Origin of the sequence: Streptomyces sp. NPDC042638, from assembly GCF_040647235.1 — a bacterium.
GTDB classification, from domain to species: Bacteria; Actinomycetota; Actinomycetes; order Streptomycetales; family Streptomycetaceae; genus Streptomyces; species Streptomyces rameus.
Genome location: NZ_JBEZBT010000024.1, coordinates 23,425 through 42,743, shown reverse-complemented (window position 1 = coordinate 42,743; position 19,319 = coordinate 23,425). Strand labels below are relative to the sequence as shown.

The window sequence follows — 19,319 nt, the reverse complement described above, 5'->3', positions numbered from 1 at the left end:
AAGCCCGACGTTCACCATGGCCCGATCTCTTGCGATTAGCCAATATTTGCGGTTCTTGACGGCGTATCAGCATGGGTACACCATCCGCACCGCTTAGGCTCCCATGTGATGAACCGTCTCCGTGTCACCCCCGGCCCGGTCCTCACCCTCACCGCCTCGTGGCTCACCACCCGTGCCCTGATGCTGTGGCTGGTCACCCACAGCACGGACCGGCTGCTCGGCGGGGGATCCGTGACCCGGGAGGTGTGGCGGCTGTACTTCCACTGGTACGGCGTGCTCACGCACGGCTCCTTCCCGGCGCACGACACGCTGTGGCAGTACCCGCCGGGCGCGGGCGTGGTGCTGCTGGCGCCGGGGCTGCTGCCGTGGCTGACGTACTTCCAGGCGTTCGTCCTGCTCACCCTGGCCGTGGACGCGCTGACGGCGGCGGCGCTGGTCCGCGCGGGCACGCGGCCCGGGCGCAGCCTGCTCGGCGCGGCCCTGTGGACCGGCGGCCTGCCGCTGCTGCTGCACCTGCCGCTCGCCCGGTACGACGTCCAGGTCACCGCCCTGGCCGTGCTGTCCCTGCTGGCCTCGGCCCGCTCCCCGCGCGCGGGCGGCGTTCTCGGGGCGCTGGGCGCGCTGGTGAAGGTGTGGCCGGCACTGGTGCTGCTGGGCGTCCCCCGGGGGCGGCCGGCCCGCAGCGCGTGGGCGTGGGCGGCGTGCACCGGGGCCACGTGCCTCGCCCTGCTCGCGGCCTGCTTCGCCCACCCGTTCTCGTTCCTGCGGGGACAGGGCGGCCGGGGCGTGCAGCTCGAGTCGCTCGGCGGTACGGCGCTCAACCTGGCCCGGCACGCCGGCTGGCCCGGCCGGGCCCGCTACCGGTACGGGGCGATGGAGCTGGTCGGCCCGCACGTGCACGCCGTCGCCGCCGCCTCCCTGGCGCTGACCGCGCTCGCCTTCGGGCTGCTGGTGCTGTGGCGGGTGCGGGCGCGGCACTGGAGCGAGGCCACGCCGTACGACGCGGCGCTGAGCGCGGTGCTGCTCTTCACGGTCACCAGCCGGGTCATCAGCCCGCAGTACCTGATCTGGCTGATCGGGATGGCCGCCGTGTGCCTGACCTCGCGGCACACCGTCCAGCGGCCGGTCGCGGCGCTGGTGCTGGCGGCGGCCGCGCTGAGCACCGTGGCGTACCCGTTGTGCTACCACGAGGTGATCGCCGGCACCTGGCCCGGCTGCCTGCTGATGCTGGCCCGGAACGGACTGCTGACGGCCGGCGCCGTACTCTCTTTGGTACGGCTGTGGCGGTCCGCGCCGCCACCGGCCGAAAAGATCGCGCCGATGGCGGAACCACCGGGCGATCCCAACCGTCTTCCGAATAAAGCGCCAATCCCTTCTTAACAGAGTATTACCAAGGTTTTCTAGGCTCCCGGCTCGTGGACTCCATGCACCCAGAACAGCGAGACCCACAACCGGCCCCGGCATCCGCACCGGAGCCGGGACCTCGGGTTGCCGTCGTCGTCATCGGCTACAACGACCGCGCCCATGTGGCCGACGCCGTGCGCTCGGCCCTGGCCCAGGGGCCCGCGGTCGCCGAGGTGATCGCCGTGGACGACTGCTCCACCGACGGCAGCGACGAGCTGCTCGGCCGGCTGGCCGCCGGTGAGCCGCGGCTGCGGGTGGTGCGCCGGGACGTGAACAGCGGCGGCTGCGGCAGCCCGCGCAACACCGGCATCGACGCGGCGACCGCGCCGTACGTGATGTTCCTGGACAGCGACGACGTACTGCCGGCCGGTGCGGTGGACGCCCTGCTGGCGGCTGCGACGGAGGCGCGCGCCGAGGTCGCGAGCGGTCTGTGCGTGCGCCGGGAGCTGCCGTCGGGGAGCGAACAGTCCTGGCAGGAGGACCTCTACGCGGAGCGCACCGTCCTGGACGAGCCCTCCCGGCGCCCCCGCCTGGTCCACGACACGCTGTGCGTCAACAAGCTGTACCGCACCGACTTCCTGCGCGAGCACGGCATCCGCTTCCCCGAGGGCCGCTTCCTCTACGAGGACTTCGTCTTCGTCGCGCGCGTGCTGGCCGCCGGCCCGCGCCTCGCGCTCGTACCGGACCGGGTGTACGTGTGGCAGGTACGCCGGTCGGCCGAGCGGCTGTCGCTCTCGCTGGACCGGGGGCGCATCGCGAACTGGACGGCGCGCATCGAGGCGTGCGCGCTGGCGTACGACATTCTGCTGAGCGCCGGGCAGAAGGACCTGGCGCGGGCGGCGCGCGCGAAGTTCCTCGACCACGACGTGCGCATGTACGCGCGCGAGCTGGGGCTGCGCGACGCGGACTACCGGCACGCGTGGTGGACGCGCACCCGGGAGTACCTCGCGCGCTACGACGCGGCCGACTGGGAGCTGAGCCCCGCCGCCCCCGGCCGTCTGCTCGCCCGGGTGATACTGGCGTCCCCCGAGCCGCGCGACCTCTCCCGGCTGCGCGAACTCGCCGCCCGCCCGGCGCGCCTGCTGCCGCCCTACGCCCGCACCCCCGAGGGGGACCCGGTCTGGTCCGCGGGCCTGCCCGAGGTCTCCCTGGCCCCGCTGCTGGCCCGGCCGGCCGCCACGCTCCCGCTCGCGGTGGACGCCGAGCTGCGCCCCAGCGCGCGTGCCTCGCTGCTGCGCCTGCGGCTGCACGAGCTGTACGGGAAGGTGGCCGAGGCCGGCCCGCGCGAGGTGGACGTGGTGTGGCAGGCACGCGACGACGACCGCACCCGGGGGCGTACGACGGTGGCGCTCACGCCCTCCGGCGCGGACGTCTGGGTGGCGGAGGCGCCCGTCGACCTGGCAGGAATCGGTTCGGGCACCTGGGACCTGCTGCTGACCGTCCACTTCTCGGACGGTCAGCGGCGGGAGGTCACCGCGCACGCCCTCACGGGCGCCGGCCGGCTGCGCCGGAGTGCCGTCCCGAGCGCCGTGTACGGCGTGCTCCTGGCGCAGCCGTACGCCACGCACTCCGGCGCCCTGGCGCTGCGCCTGGCGACCGGCCTGCGCGGGGTGCTGACGGTGGCCCGCGGGCGCCTGCGCCGCCTGCTGCGCTGAGGACCCCCGGGGGGTGCCGGCCCCGGACCGGCCGGCACACCATGACAAGCTGACGAGCTGAGCTGACGAGGAGACGGCCGCACATGACCTGGCTGATCACCGGCGGCGCCGGATACATCGGGGCGCACGTCGTACGGGCGATGACCGAGGCGGGCGAGCGCACCGTCGTGTACGACGACCTGTCCACCGGGGTCGCCGAGCGCGTACCGGCCGAGGTCCCGCTGGTGCGCGGTTCGGTCCTGGACGCGGACCTGCTGGCCCGGACCCTCGCCGGACACGGGATCACCGGGGTCGTCCACCTGGCGGCGAAGAAGCAGGTGGGCGAGTCGGTGGAGCGGCCCCTGCACTACTACCGGGAGAACGTCGAGGGTCTGCGGGTCCTCCTGGAGGAGGTGACGAGGGCGCAGGTCCCCTCGTTCCTCTTCTCCTCGTCCGCGGCCGTGTACGGCATGCCGGACGTCGACCTGGTGACGGAGGAGACCCCCTGCCGCCCGCTGTCCCCGTACGGCGAGACGAAGCTGGCCGGCGAGTGGCTCGTCCGTGCCACGGCCCGGGCGACCGGCCTCGCCACGGCGTCGCTGCGCTACTTCAACGTGGCGGGCGCCGCCGCCCCCGAGCTGGCCGACACCGGCGTGTACAACCTGGTCCCGATGGTCTTCGAGCGCCTCACGCAGGGCGCGGCGCCACGCGTCTTCGGCGACGACTACCCGACCGCCGACGGCACCTGTGTCCGTGACTACATCCACGTGGTCGACCTGGCCGAGGCCCATGTGACCGTCGCCCGCGCCCTCGCCTCCTCCCCCGGCGCCGACCTGACCCTGAACATCGGGCGGGGCGAGGGCGTCTCCGTCCGCGAGATGGTCGACCGCATCAACTCGGTGACGGGCTACGACCGCCCGCCGACGGTCACCCCCCGCCGCCCCGGCGATCCGGCCCGCGTCGTCGCCTCGGCCGCCCGCATCGCCACGGAACTGGGCTGGCAGGCCAAGTACGACGTGCAGGACATGATCAGCTCGGCGTGGGAGGGCTGGGTACGACGGCATCCGGAGGCGGCACGCTCGTAGCGGTCCGGCCGAGCCGGCACCTCCCCCGTGGAGGTCCACGGAAACCCCGGCCCCCGTCGGGCCGCGACGCGGGGTGCGTACTACGCTCGCCGCGTGCCTCCGCTCTCACTGCTCGACCGTGCCGCCGGTGCCCTCGTCGGGTCCGCCGTCGGTGACGCCCTCGGCGCGCCGTTCGAGTTCGGCCCCGAAGGGGCTTACTCGGCCCGCTTCCCCCGCCCCGGCCACGGCGGCGAGATGTGCGGAGGGGGCGGCTGGGACCCGGGCGAGGCGACCGACGACACGCAGATGGCGATCCTGGTCGGCGAGTCACTGCTGGAGCGCGGCGGCCTCGACCCGGCGGACGTCTTCCGTCGTTTCCAGCGCTGGGCCGCGGCCGACCCCAAGGACATCGGGCTGCAGACGGAGGCGGTCCTGGGCAGCGGCGATCCCTGGGACACGGCCGCCGACCTGCACTTCCGGACCGGCGGACGCGCCGCCGGGAACGGGGCGCTGATGCGGGCGGCCCCGTCGGCCGTGTACTTCGCGCGAGCGGGCCGCGAGGCCACGATGGAGGCCGGCCGCCGCCTCTCCGCGCTGACGCACGGCGACCCCGCGGCCTGGGAGGGCACGGCCGCGCTGCACGAACTGATCCGGGTCGCGCTGGCCGGAGGCGATCCGCTCACCGCCGTACCGGACACGCTCGCCGCCCTCCGGCCGGAGCACCGGGACCGCTACGCGACCGTCCTCGACCCCGGCTGGCACCCGGACCTGGCGACCGAGTTCAACGGCGCCGTCTGGCCCTGCCTGGGCTCGGCGGTGTGGGCCGTGCGGACCACGCCGGGCTACGAGGACGCCGTCCGGGCGGCCGTCGACCTCGGCGGCGACACCGACACGGTCGCCGCGGTCACCGGGGCGCTGGCCGGAGCGGTGTACGGGCTCGGCGCCGTACCGGAGCGGTGGACCGAGGCCCTGCACGTGCCCCTGCCCGGCTTCGGCGGACGGGTGCTGCGCGCGCCGGAGCTGGCCGGTCTGGCCCGGCGGCTGGCCGGCAACCTCACAGCGCCTTGAGCGCCCCCGCCGTGGCCCGCGCCAGTCTCTCCAGGTAGCCCTTCGGCAGTTTCGGGGAGCGGATCACCACCGAGCGCCAGTACAGGGGGCCCGAGATGAGGTCCAGCGCCAGGTCGGGATCGACGCCCGCCCGGACCTCGCCCCGCTCCTCGGCCGCCGCCACGATCCTGCTGGCCACGCCCTCCTGACCGTCCCGCAGGGCCTTCTGGAACGCCTCCGCGATGTCGGGGTTGCGGGCCGCCTCGGCCTGGAGGTCGGGGATGATCTGCGAGGCGACGGGGTGGCGCAGGGCACGGGACGTCAGCTCGTAGAGGAGGCGCAGGTCGCCCTCCAGGGAGCCCGTGTCCGGGACCGGGAAGCCGGTCACGGCCATCGCGGAGACGACGTCCAGGACCAGGTGGAGCTTGGAACGCCAGCGCCGGTACACCGCCGTCTTGCCGACCCCGGCCCGGCGGGCGATCCCCTCGATGGACATGCGCGCGTAACCGGCGACCGCCAGTTCCTCGAAGACGGCCGCCCGGATGGCCTCGGTCACGTCCTCCCGGAGCACGGCCGCCCCGGCGGGCACCCGGCGGCGCGGACGCGCCGACGGTTCGTCGGCGGGCTCGGCGGCGTTCGTCGTCATACCTCACAGCATAGGGCGTGACGACGATACGGTTGCGTTCCGACGTCCGTTGGGCCTACTCTCGCGTTGCGACGATACGGTCCCGTCCCGACGTAAGAGAACGTGAAGAGAAGCGTAAGGAAACGCCGGACGACGGGCACGCAGCGGCGACCCCGGCGAGAGCCGGGCGCAGGACCCCACCCCCCGAGCGAAAGCAGCGGATGTGAGCCAGGTTCTCCACACACCGCCCCCCACCCGGGCCCCGGCCGCCGACGATCTCTCGGCCCTCGCGGCCCGGCACGGCCTGTCGGTCAGCGGCGCCCGCCCCTCCCTGCCGGAGTACGTCCACCAGCTGTGGGCCCGGCGCCACTTCATCAGCGCCTTCGCCACCGCCAAGCTCACCGCCCAGTACAGCCAGGCGAAGCTCGGCCAGGTCTGGCAGGTCATGACCCCGCTGCTGAACGCGGCGGTCTACTACTTCATCTTCGGCGTGCTGCTCGGCACCAAGCACAACGTGCCGGACTACGTCCCCTTCCTGGTCACGGGCGTGTTCATCTGGACGTTCACGCAGAGCTCGATCATGGCCGGCACCCGGGCGATCTCCGGCAACCTCGGCCTGGTCCGCGCCCTGCACTTCCCGCGCGCCGCCCTGCCGATCTCGTTCGCGCTCCAGCAGCTCCAGCAGCTGCTGTTCTCGATGGCCGCGCTGGTCGTCATCCTGCTCTGCTTCGGCGTGCCGGTCGCCTTCTCCTGGGTACTGGCCCTCCCGGCCCTGGTGCTCCAGTTCACGTTCAACGCCGGCGTGTCGATGATCGTGGCGCGGCTGGGCGCGAAGACCCCGGACATCGCGCAGCTGATGCCCTTCGTGCTGCGCACCTGGATGTACGTGTCCGGCGTGATGTGGAGCATCGACAAGATCACCAACAAGGACGGCCTGCCGCACCTGGTCACCGTCCTGCTCCAGCTCAACCCCGCCGCCGTGTACATCGACCTGATGCGGTTCGCGCTGATCGACAGCTTCCATGCCAAGGCGCTGCCCCCGCACGTGTGGGCGGCTGCCACCGGGTGGGCCCTGCTCGCCGGCATCGGCGGCTTCATCTACTTCTGGAAGGCTGAGGAGACGTACGGCCGTGGCTGAGCAGACCCAGAGCGAGAAGACGCAGACCGAGAAGATCCCCACCGTCATCGCCGACGACGTCGACATCGTCTACCGGGTCAACGGCACCGGCGCCGGCCGTGGCACCGCCACCGCCGCCCTCAACCGCATCCTGCGCCGCAAGCAGACCGAGAAGGCGGCCGGGGTACGCAAGGTGCACGCGGTGAAGAAGGTGTCGTTCATCGCCTACAAGGGCGAGGCGGTCGGACTCATCGGCACCAACGGTTCCGGCAAGTCGACGCTGCTCAAGGCCGTGGCCGGGCTGCTCCCGGTGGAGAGCGGGCACATCTACACCAACGGCCAGCCGTCCCTGCTGGGCGTCAACGCCGCCCTGATGAACGACCTCACGGGCGAGCGGAACATCTTCCTCGGCGGTCTCGCCATGGGCATGACCCGGGAGCAGATCAAGGAGCGCTACCAGGACATCGTCGACTTCTCCGGCATCAACGAGAAGGGCGACTTCATCACCCTGCCGATGCGCACCTACTCCTCCGGCATGGCCGCCCGGCTGCGCTTCTCCATCGCCGCGGCCAAGGACCACGACGTCCTGCTGATCGACGAGGCGCTGGCCACCGGCGACCGCTCCTTCCAGAAGCGCTCCGAGGCGCGGATCCGTGAGCTGCGGCAGCACGCGGGTACGGTCTTCCTCGTCAGCCACAACAACAAGTCGATCCGCGACACCTGCGAGCGGGTCCTGTGGCTGGAGCGTGGCGAGCTGCGCATGGACGGGCCGACCGAAGAGGTCATGAAGGAGTACGAGGCGTTCACCGGCGACAAGAAGCCGGCACCGAAGAAGCCCGCACCGAAGGTGAACTCCGCGAAGACGGACCCCCCGCAACCGGTTGCGCCGAAAATCCCTCTTCCTTCCTGAGCTGCCCCGCGCCCCTCACCCCCCTCTCACCCTCCAGGGCGACCATCCCTTTCATCGTCTTAGTAACGGTATGTTATGAAAGGAAAGCCCGGAGCCGTCCATCCCAAGGAGAACAGTGCAATGCCCCAGCTGAGCGTGATCCTCTACGGGCCGAACGCACAGGGGCATCTGACCGAGCTGCTGGACTCCCTGGCGGCCCACCCCCGCACCGACGCCGAGGTCATCGTCGCCGCGGTCGGGGACTGGGCCCGGGAGACGGCCGAGGGCCATGCCCCCGAGACGATCGTCGTACCCCTGCCGGACGGCACCGGTGACGCCGCGGCGCGGGCCGCCGGAGCCGCCCGCGCGTCCGGCCGCTGGCTGCACTTCGTCCACGCCAAGGACGGCCTGCCCGCCGGCGCGCCCCGCCTGATCGCCGAACGGACCGCCGAGCTGGACGAGGCGGGCGCCCCGGAATCCGGCGCCGCCCCCGTGGACGTCCTCCTCTTCGACCACGTCACCACCACCTGGCAGACCGCGGCCGCCCCCTCCCCCGACGGCCGCCACCTCGCCGCCGTCGGCCGCGCCGCCCTGCCCCTGGCCGACGCCGCCGACCTGCTGCGGCTCACCCCGCTGCTCGGCAACCGCGCCCTGCGCACCGCGTTCTGGCAGGCCCACGAGGAGCAGCTGACCACCGACGACGAGCCGCGCGCCGCCCACGCGGCCCTGCTGCACGCCGGCCGCGTCGCCTGCCTGAACCAGACGGCGTACGAACACCGCGTGCTGCGCCCCGAGAGCCTGCCGCCGCGCGCCCCCGAGGACCGGCTGGCGCTCATCGACCGGTACGAGTCCCTGCTCCCGCTCACCCGGGACCGCCGCGCCCCCCACACGGTGCTGTACGACCTGATGGTGCGCGACCTGGTGCGCACCTTCGCCCGCGAGGACCTGCCCGACCAGGTGGCCCGCGAGTTCTTCCGCCGCGCCTCCCTGGCCACGGTCCGCTGGCGCCCCGAGGGCCACCGTCGCCCGGCGGGCCTGGAGGGCGTACGGCACGCGCTGCTGGAGGAGGGCGCGTACGCCAAGTACCGCGCGTTCCAGACCGCCAACCGCACCCGCCGCGCCGCCCGCAAGGCCGTACGCACCCGCAAGCGCGAGCTGGGCGCCAAGGTCCGCGACCACCAGTACCACCGCGCCCTGACCCGCCCGCTGGACCCGAACCTCGCCGTGTTCTCGGCCTACTGGGACCGCGGGGTGTCCTGCAACCCGGCCGCGATCGCCGCGAAGCTCGCCGAACTCGCCCCGCACATCCACCCGGTGTGGGTGGTGAGCAAGCAGAACACGGCCCTGCTGCCGCCCGGCACCGACCACGTCGTCCCCGGCACCCGCCGCTACTGGGAGACCCTGGCCACCGCCAAGTACCTGACGAACAACGTCAACTTCCCGAACGGTGTGGTCAAGCGCCCGGACGCGATCCACCTCCAGACCCACCACGGAACCCCGCTCAAACGCATGGGCCTGGACCAGATGGACCACCCGGCCGCCGCCAAGGGCCTGGACTTCGCCGCCCTGCTGGCCCGCATCGACAAGTGGGACTACAGCGTCAGCGCCAACAGCCACTCCACCCGCATGTGGGAGCGCGCCTACCCGTCCCGCTACACCTCGCTCGACCACGGCTACCCGCGCAACGACGTCTACTACGGCAGCGACGCCGGGACGGTGCGCGCCGCCCGCGAGCGCCTGGGCATCCCCCCGGGCCGGACGGCCGTCCTGTACGCCCCCACCCACCGCGACTACGAGGCCGGCTTCACCCCCCGCCTCGACCTCGCCGCCCTCGCCGACCGCCTCGGCGAGAACACCGTGCTCCTCGTGCGCGCCCACTACTTCTACGGCGGCGCCGCCTCCCCGCTGACCGGCCTGCGCCGCTCCGGCCGGATCATCGACGTCTCCTCCTACGACCCCGTCGAGGAACTGTGCCTGGCCGCCGACGCGCTGGTCACGGACTACTCGTCGATCATGTTCGACTACGCCAATCTGGACCGCCCGATCGTGATCTACGCCGACGACTGGGAGACCTACCGCACCACCCGCGGCGTCTACTTCGACCTCATGGCCGAGCACCCCGGCCAGGTCGCCCGCACCCAGGAGGAACTCGCGGAGATCTTCACCTCCGGCGCCTGGCGCGACGAGAGCGCGGCCAAGGCCCGGGCCGCGTTCCGGCGCCGGTTCTGCGAGTACGACGACGGACACGCCGCCGAACGGATCGTACGGCGGGTGTTCCTGGGCGAACCGGAAGAGTCACTGCCACCGGTCCTCCCGATCGAGGACCGCACCCCCGCCCCGACCCCCGAGGAGGCCTCGGCATGACCAGCCCCGACGTCACGGTCACGGTCATCGTCTACAACGACGCGGCCCGCCTCCCGCGCGCGGTGGCATCCCTGCGCGCACAGACCCACGCGAACATCGAGATCGTCATCAGCGACGACCACTCGACGGACGACACGCCCACGGTCGCCCGGCAGTTGGCCGCCCAGGACCCGCGTGTCCGCTACATCCGCCTGCCGGAGAACAGCGGCGGCTGCAGCGCCCCGCGCAACCGGGCCATCGAGATCGCCCGGGCGCCGTACCTGATGTTCCTGGACAGCGACGACGAACTGCCGCCGCGCGCGGTGGAACTGCTGCTCGCCGCCCACCGGGAGCGCGAGGTGGACTTCACCATGGGCGCGGTGCGCCGGGTCCGGGTGGACAACGGGCGCCGCACGACCTGGATGCCGCACGTGGTCGCCGAACGCCGCACCGTGGAGGGCATCGAGGCGGACCCGAGGCTGCTGTTCGAGCACCTGTCGACCAGCAAGATGTACGCCCGCGCCTTCCTCGACCGCCACCAGCTCCGCTTCCCCGAGGGCATCCACTACGAGGACCAGCTGTTCTCGGCGCAGGCGTACTGCCTGGCGAAGGCGTTCACGATCATCCCGGACCCGGTGTACATCTGGTACATCGAGCCGTTCGCCGCCGCGGCCTCCGCCTCCATCTCCAACCAGCGGCACAAGATCTCCAACGTCCGCGACCGGGTGCACGTCCAGCGGTTGATCGACGACTTCCTGGTCAGCAGCGGGCACGCGACGCTGCGGGAGGACAAGGACTACAAGTTCCTCAAGCACGACTTCCGGATGTACGCCGGCGACCTGCCGTACCGGGACGAGGAGTGGCTCGCGTCCTTCGCGGACATCATGATCCCGTACCTGGACACGCTGTCCCCCGGCGCGTACGACAGGCTGCCGCGGCCCGAGCGGGTGGTGCTGGAACTGCTGCGGGACGGCCGCACGGCCGACGCCCAGGTGGCGGCGCGCGGACTGGGCCACGGGGTGTCGCCGCGACAGGTGACGACCGACGACACGGGCGCGACGTACTGGGGCGACAGCGTCCCGGCCTCGGACCGCGCCCGGCGTGAACTGGACGTGTCCGACCTGGAGCTGGAGACCCGGCCCTTCCCGACCGCCCAGTTCCGCCACGAGATCACGGACCTCACCGCCGGCGCGGGAGCGACTCTGACCCTCGCGATCCGGACGTACGACCCCGGTCTGCGTCTGCCCGTGGGCCCGCAGCGAGCGTCCCTGCTCCTGAGTCCCGGCAGGCGCCGGATGACGGTCCCCTTCCGTCTCGACCCGGTCCGCCCCGGCGTCTTCGAAGGCACCGTCCAGCTCGACCTGGCCACGGCCTCGCTCCCCGTCCACGGCTTCGAGGGCGTACGCCATCCCGTGATCCGCCTGGCCCAGCAGGGCCTGTCCAACGCCGCCCTGCTCCTGGCCCCCCTCGACTTCCCGACCCGCACGGTCCGCGTCGGCGACCACCGGCTCACCGTCGAACCGGAGGGCCGCAACCCCGGCCGCCTGCAGATCCGCTGGCAGCCGGTGGGGATGACGGCACGGGTGATCCGTCCGATGATCCGCCGGGTCGACCGGCCCCGGGTCCGCAACGTCGTGCGGCTGGTGTCGAGTGTGCTGAGGTAAGGGCGGCGGCTCTTCGGAGCGCCGTGGTGGTGCGTGTGCGTGTGTGTGAGCGGCTACGGCTTCGTCGTGGCCGCTCACGCCGTTCCCGGGCCCTCCGGAGCCCTCTCGGCCCTTCCCGAGCTCCTCCGCAGCCCTCTCGGCCCTTCCCGGGCTCGCCGGGGCCCTCTCGGCCCTTCCCGGGCTCGCCGGGGCCGGGGCCCTCTCGCCGTTCCCGGGCCCTCACGCCGTTCCCGGGCCCTCACGCCGTTCCCGGGCCCTCCGGGGCTCCTCTCGCCCTTCCCGGGCTCTCCGGGCTCCTCTCGCCCTTCCCGGGCCCTTCCGGGGCCTCGCGCCGCTCCCGAGCCCGTCGCGGCGCTCTCGCGGGTCAGGGCAGCACGCGGTACAGGACCTGTCCGCCCGGGCCCGCGGCCGTCTTCTCGAGCCACGGCGCCGCCTCCGACCGGCCCGCCACGACCCACGTCACGCGGTACTCCCGCAGAATGCCCCGCCGCTGCGCCGCCGCCGTCCCCGGCGCGAAATACCGCTCCACCGCCGCCTCGCGCCGTCCCGCGTCCTTCAGGAACACATCCGGATAGCCGGGCGCCACGGTGTACGGCCCGTACGCGGGGATCTGCCGGGCCGGGAACGTACGGGCCATCACCACGTCCCCGTACCGCACCCCCGCCCGCATGATCCACTGATACCCCACCCACGGCGTCCGGTACTTCTCCGCGACCGCCCCGGGCAGCGCGTCCCGCCCCAGCACGTACCCGAGCGTCCCGACCTGCGTCCACGCGCCCACCGCCAGCGCGACCAGCAGCACGCACGCCCACCCCCTGCGCACCGCCCGCCGTCCCGCCGACACGGCCTCCAGCGCGGCCGCGAGCTGCGCCGGGATCAGCGCGGCGGGCAGGGCGCGGCCCCAGGAGTAGTGCCCGCTCAGGCCTCCCGCCGCGAACACCAGCGCGCCGAGGACGAAGAAGAGGACCAACGGGTCCCGGCGGTCCCGGCGCCACCGCAGGACCAGCGCCACCACCCCGAGCAGTACCAGCCCGAACCGCGCGGCCAGGTCCTGGTACAGCGGCCGGTGGATGGCCTCCAGGTCCGCGCCCGCGGAGAACAGGGCGAAGAAGTCGTAGTACGGCCAGAGCCACAGCACCAGCAGCCCCAGCACCAGCCCGGCACCGAGCCGCGGCAGCACCGTCCGGGCCGGCCGGGCCGCGAGCAGTGTGGCGAGGGCGCCGAGGGACGCCACGACCCCGGTGAACTGGTGGCACAGCAGGATCAGCGCCCACAGCGCCCCCAGCCCGAGCGACGCCCCCCAGCCGGCCTGCCCGCGCAGCGTCCGCGTCAGCCAGGCCCAGAAGTGGAAGGCGAGGCCGAGCGCGACCACGCTGGGGTACGCCACCGTCAGCGCGAGGGAGTTCAGCCCGAGGAAGCCGCTCCAGTTGAACAGCAGCGGCCCCCAGAGGAAGAGCAGGCTCAGCAGCGCCAGGGCGGGGGCGGCACGATGGGTGCTCAGCGTACGGACGTACCGCAGGACACCGGTCACCAGCAGCCCCAGCCCGGCGTACGCCGCCAGGCGCAGGACCACGAACACCGACAGGCCCGTCAGCTTGGCTACGACGCCGAGCAGCAGCATCCACGGTGAGTAGTACGGGCTCGGTGTGTCGGCGTCGACCAGCGGGTTGCCGGGGTGCGCCAGGTTGTGGCGCAGGCGTTGCACGGTGGCCGCGTGCATGCCCAGGTCGCCCGCCCACGGCAGGCGGACGACGACGAGGCACAGCAGCACGACGACGAGCACGGCGGCGGCCTGCGCCGACACCCGGCCGGCGCGGGCCGCGGAGCCGCGCACCGGTGCCGTACGGCGCTTCGGTTCGGTTTCGGACGGCACGGTCTGCATGATCCGTCGACCCTACAGCCCGGGCGCACGCAAAGCGCCCCGGGCCCTGATGTGCCCGGGGCGCCCTTGGTGCCGTACGGCTACGAGTGCGTGCGCAGCAGCGTCCGCATCGTGCGCATCGCCACCGACAGGTTGGCGAGGTCGAAGGAGTCCGAACTGCGGATCTCGTCCAGGGTGGTGCGCGCCCGGCCCAGGATCGCGCTGTTCTTCCGCTCCCACGCCTCGAACCGCTGCTCCGGCGTCGAGGTGCCGTTGCCGGCGGCGAAGACGTCCGCGGTGAGCGCCGCGTGGGCCGCGTACAGGTCCTCGCGGATGGAGGCGCGGGCCATGGACTGCCAGCGGTCGGCGCGGGGCAGCTCGATGATGCGGTCCATCAGCTGGGTGATGTTGAGCCGGTCGGCGAGGTCGTAGTAGATCTCGGCGACGTCCAGCGGCTCCTTGCCCAGGCGGTCGGCGACCGAGACGATGTCGAGCGCCGGGAAGGCGGAGGAGAAACCGGCCACGCGGGTGGCCAGCTCGTCCGGGACACCGGCCGCGGACAGCTCGTCGTACACGTGCTGGTACCACTCCAGGTCCGCGCCGCGCAGCAGCTTCGGCAGCTCCTGCCAGACCCGCTCGACGCGCTCGGCGAAGAACTCCACCGTCTCGGCGAGCTGGACCGGCTGCGGCCGGTTGTTGAGCAGCCAGCGCGTGCCGCGCTCGATGAGGCGGCGCGAGTGCAGCCGGATACGGGTCTGGACGCCCGCGTCGACCGTGTTGTCCAGGGCCTCGACCGCGTCCCACACCGGGGCCGAGCAGAAGATCGCGCGGGCCGCGGTCTGGGCCCGGACGATCTCCTCCAGGGAGGCCCCGGTCTCCTCGCGCAGGCGGTGCAGGTACGTCGTACCGCCGGTGTTGACCGTGTCGTTGACCAGCACGGTGGTGGTGATCTCGCGGCGCAGCGGGTGGCCGTCGATGGCCTCGGCGAAGCGCTCGCGCAGGGCCGTCGGGAAGTACGCGTGCAGCAGGGTGCGCAGGTACGGGTCGTCCGGCAGCGAGGTGTGCAGCAGCTCCTCGGCCACCGTGATCTTCGTGTACGCCAGGACCACGGCCGTCTCCGGGCCGGTCAGGCCCTGGGTCTGGGCGAGGCGCTCGCGGATCTGCCGGTCGGTCGGCAGGAACTCCAGCGCCCGGTCCAGGTGGCCCTCGCGCACCAGGTGGCGGATGAACCGCTGCTGGGCGTGGAGCATGTCCTTGGCCTGGAACAGGGCGTTGGCCAGGGCGGTGTTCTGCGCGTAGTTGTTGCGCAGGACCAGCGCGCCGACCTCGTCGGTCATCTCGGCGAGCAGCTTGTTGCGCTGCTTGATGGTCATGTCGCCGTCCGTGACCAGGCCGTTCAGCAGGATCTTGATGTTCACCTCGTGGTCGGAGGTGTCCACGCCGGCGCTGTTGTCGATCGCGTCGGTGTTGATCTTGCCGCCGTGCGTGGCGAACTCGATCCGGCCGAGCTGGGTGAGACCCAGGTTGCCGCCCTCGCCGACGACCTTGACGCGCAGGTCGGCGCCGTCGACGCGGATGGCGTCGTTGGCCTTGTCGCCGACGTCCGCGTTCGACTCCGAGGACGCCTTCACGTACGTGCCGATGCCGCCGTTCCACAGCAGGTCGACCGGCGCCTTGAGGATCGTCTTCATCAGGTCGGCCGGGGTCATCTTGGCGACCTTGCCCTCGATGCCGAGGGCCTCGCGGATGTGGCTGTTGAGCGTGATCGACTTGGCGCTGCGCGGGAAGATCCCGCCGCCCGCCGACAGCAGCTCGGTGTTGTAGTCGGCCCAGCTGGACCGGGGCAGCTCGAACAGGCGGCGGCGCTCGGCGTAGGAGGTGGCCGCGTCCGGGGTGGGGTCGATGAAGATGTGCCGGTGGTCGAAGGCGGCGACCAGACGGATGTGCTCGGAGAGCAGCATGCCGTTGCCGAACACGTCACCGGACATGTCACCGATGCCGACGACCGTGAAGTCCTCGCTCTGCGTGTCCACGCCCAGCTCACGGAAGTGCCGCTTCACGGACTCCCAGGCGCCGCGCGCGGTGATGCCCATGCCCTTGTGGTCGTAGCCGGCCGAGCCGCCGGAGGCGAAGGCGTCGCCGAGCCAGAAGTTGTACTTCTCGGCGACCCCGTTGGCGATGTCCGAGAAGGTCGCGGTGCCCTTGTCGGCGGCGACCACCAGGTAGGTGTCGTCGCCGTCGTGCCGGACCACGTCCTTCGGCGGCACGACCTCGCCGGCCACCATGTTGTCCGTGATGTCGAGCAGCGCCGAGATGAAGGTCTTGTAGCTGGCGACGCCCTCGGCCAGCCAGGCGTCGCGGTCCACGCTCGGGTCCGGCAGCTGCTTGGCGACGAAGCCGCCCTTGGCGCCGACCGGCACGATCACGGTGTTCTTCACCATCTGCGCCTTGACCAGGCCGAGGATCTCCGTACGGAAGTCCTCACGCCGGTCGGACCAGCGCAGGCCGCCTCGGGCGACCTTGCCGAAGCGCAGGTGCACGCCCTCCACACGCGGCGAGTACACCCAGATCTCGTACGCCGGGCGCGGCGCGGGCAGGTCCGGGATGGCCTGCGGGTCGAACTTCATGGAGACGTAGGCGTGCGGCGTGCCGCCGCGCGTCTCCTGGAAGAAGTTCGTGCGCAGGGTCGCCTTGATGACGGTCAGGAACGACCGCAGGATGCGGTCCTCGTCCAGGCTGGCCACCTGCTCCAGGGCCGCGTCCAGCTCCTCCAGCAGGGCGTCGGTGATCTCGACCCCGGCCTTCTGCCGGTCCGGGGACATCCGCGCCTCGAACAGGGAGACGAGGAGCCGGGTGGTGTGGACGTTGTTGCGGAGGGTGTCCTCCATGTAGTCCTGCGAGAAGGTCGAGCCGGCCTGCCGCAGGTACTTGGCGTAGGCACGCAGCACCATCGCCTGCCGCCAGGTCAGCCCGGCACTGAGCACGAGGGCGTTGAAGCCGTCGTTCTCGGCCTTGCCGGTCCAGGTCGCGGCGAACGCCTCCTGGAACCGCTCACGGCCGTCGTCGCCCAGGTAGTCGCCGTTTCCGCCGCCGAGCGACTTCGGCATGCGCAGACCGAAGTCGTAGATCCAGGCGGTGGTGCGGTCCGCGCAGCGCAGCTCGTAGGGCCGCTCGTCCGTCACCTCGACGCCGAGGCGGCTCAGCACGGGCAGCACCTTGGAGAGGGAGACGGTGCCGCCCTTCTGGTAGATCTTGAAGCGGCGCTCCTCGGGCGCGGCGCCCACCGGCTCGTACAGGCTCAGCGAGAAGGCCTTGTCCTCGCTGAGCTGTTCCAGGTGGACCAGGTCGGCGACCGCGGCCCGCGGGCTGTGATCGGCCTTGTAGCCCTCGGGGAAGGCCTGGCTGTAGCGGCGCAGCACCTCGGCCGCGCGCTCCTCGCCGCACTCGGCGGTCAGCGCCTCGGCGAACGCGTCGGCCCAGGAGCGGGCCGCCTCCACCAGGCGCGCCTCGATGCGCTCCTTGTCGGCGTCCGACAGCTCGGGCAGCTCGGTGCCCTGCGGGACCCGGACGACGAAGTGCAGCCGGGACAGGATCGACTCGGTGTTCCAGGCGGTGAAGTCGACGCTGGTGCCGCCGAGCTCCTCCTTCAGGATGTCGATGATCCGCAGGCGGACGCCGGTGGTGTAGCGGTCGCGCGGGAGGTAGACGAGGGCCGAGTAGTAGCGGCCGTACTCGTCCTGGCGCAGGTACAGCCGCAGCCGGCGGCGCTCCTGGAGGTACAGGACGCTCGTGACGATCGACTGCAGTTCGGCGGGCGGCGTCTGGAACAGCTCGTCGCGCGGGTAGGTCTCCATGATCTGGAGCAGGTCGCGGCCGTCGTGGCTGTTGGGCGAGAACCCGGCCAGTTTCAGGACCTCGTCGACCTTGCGGCGGATGACCGGAACGCGGCGGACGGACTCGGTGTAGGCGGCGGAGGAGAACAGGCCGAGGAAACGGCGCTCACCGATGACGTTGCCGTCCGCGTCGAACTTCTTGACGCCGATGTAGTCCAGGTACGACGGCCGGTGCACGGTGGCCCGGCTGTTGGCCTTGGTCAGCACGAGCAGCTTGTGCTCGCGCGCCTTGGCCCGGGCGTCGGCCGGGAGGCGTTCGAAGGAGGGGCTGACCGGGTGCTGGTCGTCCTCGGCGTGGTGCGGGTCCGAGCGCAGTATGCCCAGACCGGTGCCGGGCACGGCGGCGAGCGTGTCGTCGTCGCGCAGCTGGTACTCGCGGAAGCCGAGGAAGGTGAAGTGGTCCGAGGACAGCCAGTGCAGCAGCTCGCGCGCCTCCGCGACCTCGGGCCGGGGCATGTCGGCGGGGACGGGCTCGCTCTCCAGGCCGTCGGCGATCCGGCTCGCCGCCTCCCGCATCTTCTCCCAGTCCTCGACGGCCTCCCGGACGTCGGACAGGACGCGCAGCAGGTCGGCGGTGATCTGCTTCAGATCGGCGCGGTCGGTCTCCCGGTCGATCTCCACGTGGATCCAGGACTCGACGTGCGCGTCGTGCGGGAGGTCGCCGGTGGGCGGGGTCGGCAGCACCTCGATCAGCTTGCCGGTGAGATCACGCCGGACGACGAACTGCGGGTGGATGACGACGTGGATGCCACGCCCCTGCCGGGTCAGCTCGTTGGTCACGGAGTCGACGAGGAAGGGCATGTCGTCGGTGACGACCTCCACGACGGTGTGGCTGCAGGTCCACCCGTTCTCTTCCACGGTCGGCGTGTACACCCGGACGTTCGCGGTGCCCTGGGGGCGGATCTCGGCGAGACGGTAGTGCGAGACCGCGGCGCCGAAGGCGTCGACCGGGTCGCGGTCGGCGAGGTCTTCCGGGGCGGTGTGCAGGTAGTAGCGCTGGAGGAACGCGAGCACCGATTCGTTGTCCGGGGTGCCGGAGGTGCCCTCGCTCGTCGTCCCGGTCGGTAGGTGCCCCCCGACCGGGCTGTTCTCAGCTACCCGGGCGGCCCTCTCGAGCAGCTCGGCCTTGGCTTCGTCCAGCTTGGTCTGCATTGTCCTCTGGCTCCTGTCGCGCGCCGTTGCGTGACGTAGAAGGAAGTACGGTCTCTTCCCTTGCGACACAACGCCACGGCCCGGGGTGTCCGGTCGGTTCCGACGGTATGCCGCGAGGAGAGATGAGCGGGGGGAATTCGGCCATTGTCGGGACGTCCGTCGGGTGTGACGCTGCTCTCCGCACCGCCGCGACCCCGACCGTCCTCGGCGCCCCGGGGGCTTCCGCGCCCCCGCCCCGCCCGCGAAGACCAGCGACCGCCGCCCGGTCACGGAGGTGTTCCGTGCAACCCGGGCGCAGGGCAGGAGCGGCATCGCCCCCGCGAGATATCGCGCTGATCACGCCACAAGGCTATCGCCCCGCACCCCGGGTCCGTCATGAGCCGTATGTGTACAAAACCAAGGGGTGAAGTTTGACGTTCTGCACAGCGGCGGGCCGGGGGTCCCTGACGTATCCGGTCGCGCCCGCGCGCCCCCGGACGCACTCTGAAAACCACCGGGCCCTCTTGGCAGGCGCGCCCGGCCGGGGCACGGTGCCCGCACGTGCCATCCGCGCGCCCTCGGCGTCACGGCACACGGCCCAGCGTCCCACCCGCACGGCCCAGCGTCCTGTCCGCAGAGCCCGGAGT

11 protein-coding genes are annotated in these 19,319 nt (G+C 72.3%); 8 read left to right on the top strand and 3 right to left on the bottom strand.

Annotated features, from left to right (window positions below; genetic code table 11):
• The first annotated feature begins 108 nt into the window (after positions 1-108).
• The 4 genes from AB0B40_RS20455 (at position 109) to AB0B40_RS20440 (ending at position 5,170) form a co-directional block, all read left to right on the top strand.
• Positions 109-1,380: a glycosyltransferase family 87 protein gene (locus AB0B40_RS20455; protein WP_345058295.1), complete on the top strand. Its 1,272-nt coding sequence runs from the start codon at positions 109-111 to the stop codon at positions 1,378-1,380.
• A 44-nt stretch (positions 1,381-1,424) separates the two neighbouring features.
• Positions 1,425-3,059: a glycosyltransferase family 2 protein gene (locus tag AB0B40_RS20450; RefSeq protein ID WP_345058347.1), complete on the top strand. Its 1,635-nt coding sequence runs from the start codon at positions 1,425-1,427 to the stop codon at positions 3,057-3,059.
• Between the two features lie 83 nt (positions 3,060-3,142).
• Positions 3,143-4,123 (top strand): UDP-glucose 4-epimerase GalE, encoded by a 981-nt coding sequence (gene galE, locus AB0B40_RS20445; protein WP_362264834.1) that lies wholly within the window; start codon positions 3,143-3,145, stop codon positions 4,121-4,123.
• A 93-nt stretch (positions 4,124-4,216) separates the two neighbouring features.
• Complete coding sequence (locus AB0B40_RS20440; protein ID WP_362264832.1) at positions 4,217-5,170, top strand: ADP-ribosylglycohydrolase family protein; 954 nt, start codon at positions 4,217-4,219, stop codon at positions 5,168-5,170.
• Here the strand turns inward: AB0B40_RS20440 and AB0B40_RS20435 are convergent.
• Positions 5,157-5,795 (bottom strand): TetR/AcrR family transcriptional regulator, encoded by a 639-nt coding sequence (locus AB0B40_RS20435; RefSeq protein WP_345058301.1) that lies wholly within the window; start codon positions 5,793-5,795, stop codon positions 5,157-5,159. The genes AB0B40_RS20440 and AB0B40_RS20435 overlap by 14 nt on opposite strands.
• A gap of 202 nt (positions 5,796-5,997) precedes the next feature.
• Between AB0B40_RS20435 and AB0B40_RS20430 the strand changes: the two genes are divergently transcribed.
• From AB0B40_RS20430 to AB0B40_RS20415, 4 genes are all read left to right on the top strand, one after another.
• The gene (locus AB0B40_RS20430) at positions 5,998-6,912 is read left to right on the top strand and encodes an ABC transporter permease (protein WP_345058303.1); all 915 of its coding nucleotides are present in this window, start codon (positions 5,998-6,000) and stop codon (positions 6,910-6,912) included.
• Entirely contained in the window at positions 6,905-7,801 is an 897-nt protein-coding gene (locus AB0B40_RS20425) for an ABC transporter ATP-binding protein (protein WP_362264830.1), read from the top strand. Before AB0B40_RS20430 ends, AB0B40_RS20425 begins: the two co-directional genes overlap by 8 nt.
• A 120-nt stretch (positions 7,802-7,921) precedes the next feature.
• Entirely contained in the window at positions 7,922-10,144 is a 2,223-nt protein-coding gene (locus tag AB0B40_RS20420; protein ID WP_345058307.1) for a CDP-glycerol glycerophosphotransferase family protein, read from the top strand.
• Positions 10,141-11,787 (top strand): glycosyltransferase family 2 protein, encoded by a 1,647-nt coding sequence (locus tag AB0B40_RS20415; protein WP_345058309.1) that lies wholly within the window; start codon positions 10,141-10,143, stop codon positions 11,785-11,787. The genes AB0B40_RS20420 and AB0B40_RS20415 overlap by 4 nt, the downstream gene beginning before the upstream one ends.
• 364 nt (positions 11,788-12,151) lie before the next feature.
• Here AB0B40_RS20415 and AB0B40_RS20410 read toward each other — a convergent pair whose 3' ends face one another.
• Positions 12,152-13,621, bottom strand: coding sequence for a hypothetical protein (locus tag AB0B40_RS20410; protein ID WP_345058349.1), 1,470 nt, complete (start codon positions 13,619-13,621; stop codon positions 12,152-12,154).
• 128 nt (positions 13,622-13,749) lie between these two features.
• Positions 13,750-18,693 carry an NAD-glutamate dehydrogenase gene (locus AB0B40_RS20405; RefSeq protein ID WP_345058311.1) on the bottom strand — a complete coding sequence of 1,648 codons (4,944 nt, stop codon included), beginning with the start codon at positions 18,691-18,693 and terminating at the stop codon, positions 13,750-13,752.
• Positions 18,694-19,319 lie beyond the last annotated feature (626 nt).

Excerpts from the sequence above, each read along its gene's own strand:
- AB0B40_RS20455 (WP_345058295.1), top strand. The coding sequence starts at position 109 with ATGAACCGTCTCCGTGTCACCCCCGGCCCGGTCCTCACCCTCACCGCC.
- AB0B40_RS20450 (WP_345058347.1), top strand. The coding sequence starts at position 1,425 with ATGCACCCAGAACAGCGAGACCCACAACCGGCCCCGGCATCCGCACCG.
- galE (WP_362264834.1), top strand. The coding sequence starts at position 3,143 with ATGACCTGGCTGATCACCGGCGGCGCCGGATACATCGGGGCGCACGTC.
- AB0B40_RS20435 (WP_345058301.1), bottom strand. The coding sequence starts at position 5,795 with ATGACGACGAACGCCGCCGAGCCCGCCGACGAACCGTCGGCGCGTCCG.
- AB0B40_RS20420 (WP_345058307.1), top strand. The coding sequence starts at position 7,922 with ATGCCCCAGCTGAGCGTGATCCTCTACGGGCCGAACGCACAGGGGCAT.
- AB0B40_RS20415 (WP_345058309.1), top strand. The coding sequence starts at position 10,141 with ATGACCAGCCCCGACGTCACGGTCACGGTCATCGTCTACAACGACGCG.
- AB0B40_RS20405 (WP_345058311.1), bottom strand. The coding sequence starts at position 18,693 with ATGCAGACCAAGCTGGACGAAGCCAAGGCCGAGCTGCTCGAGAGGGCC.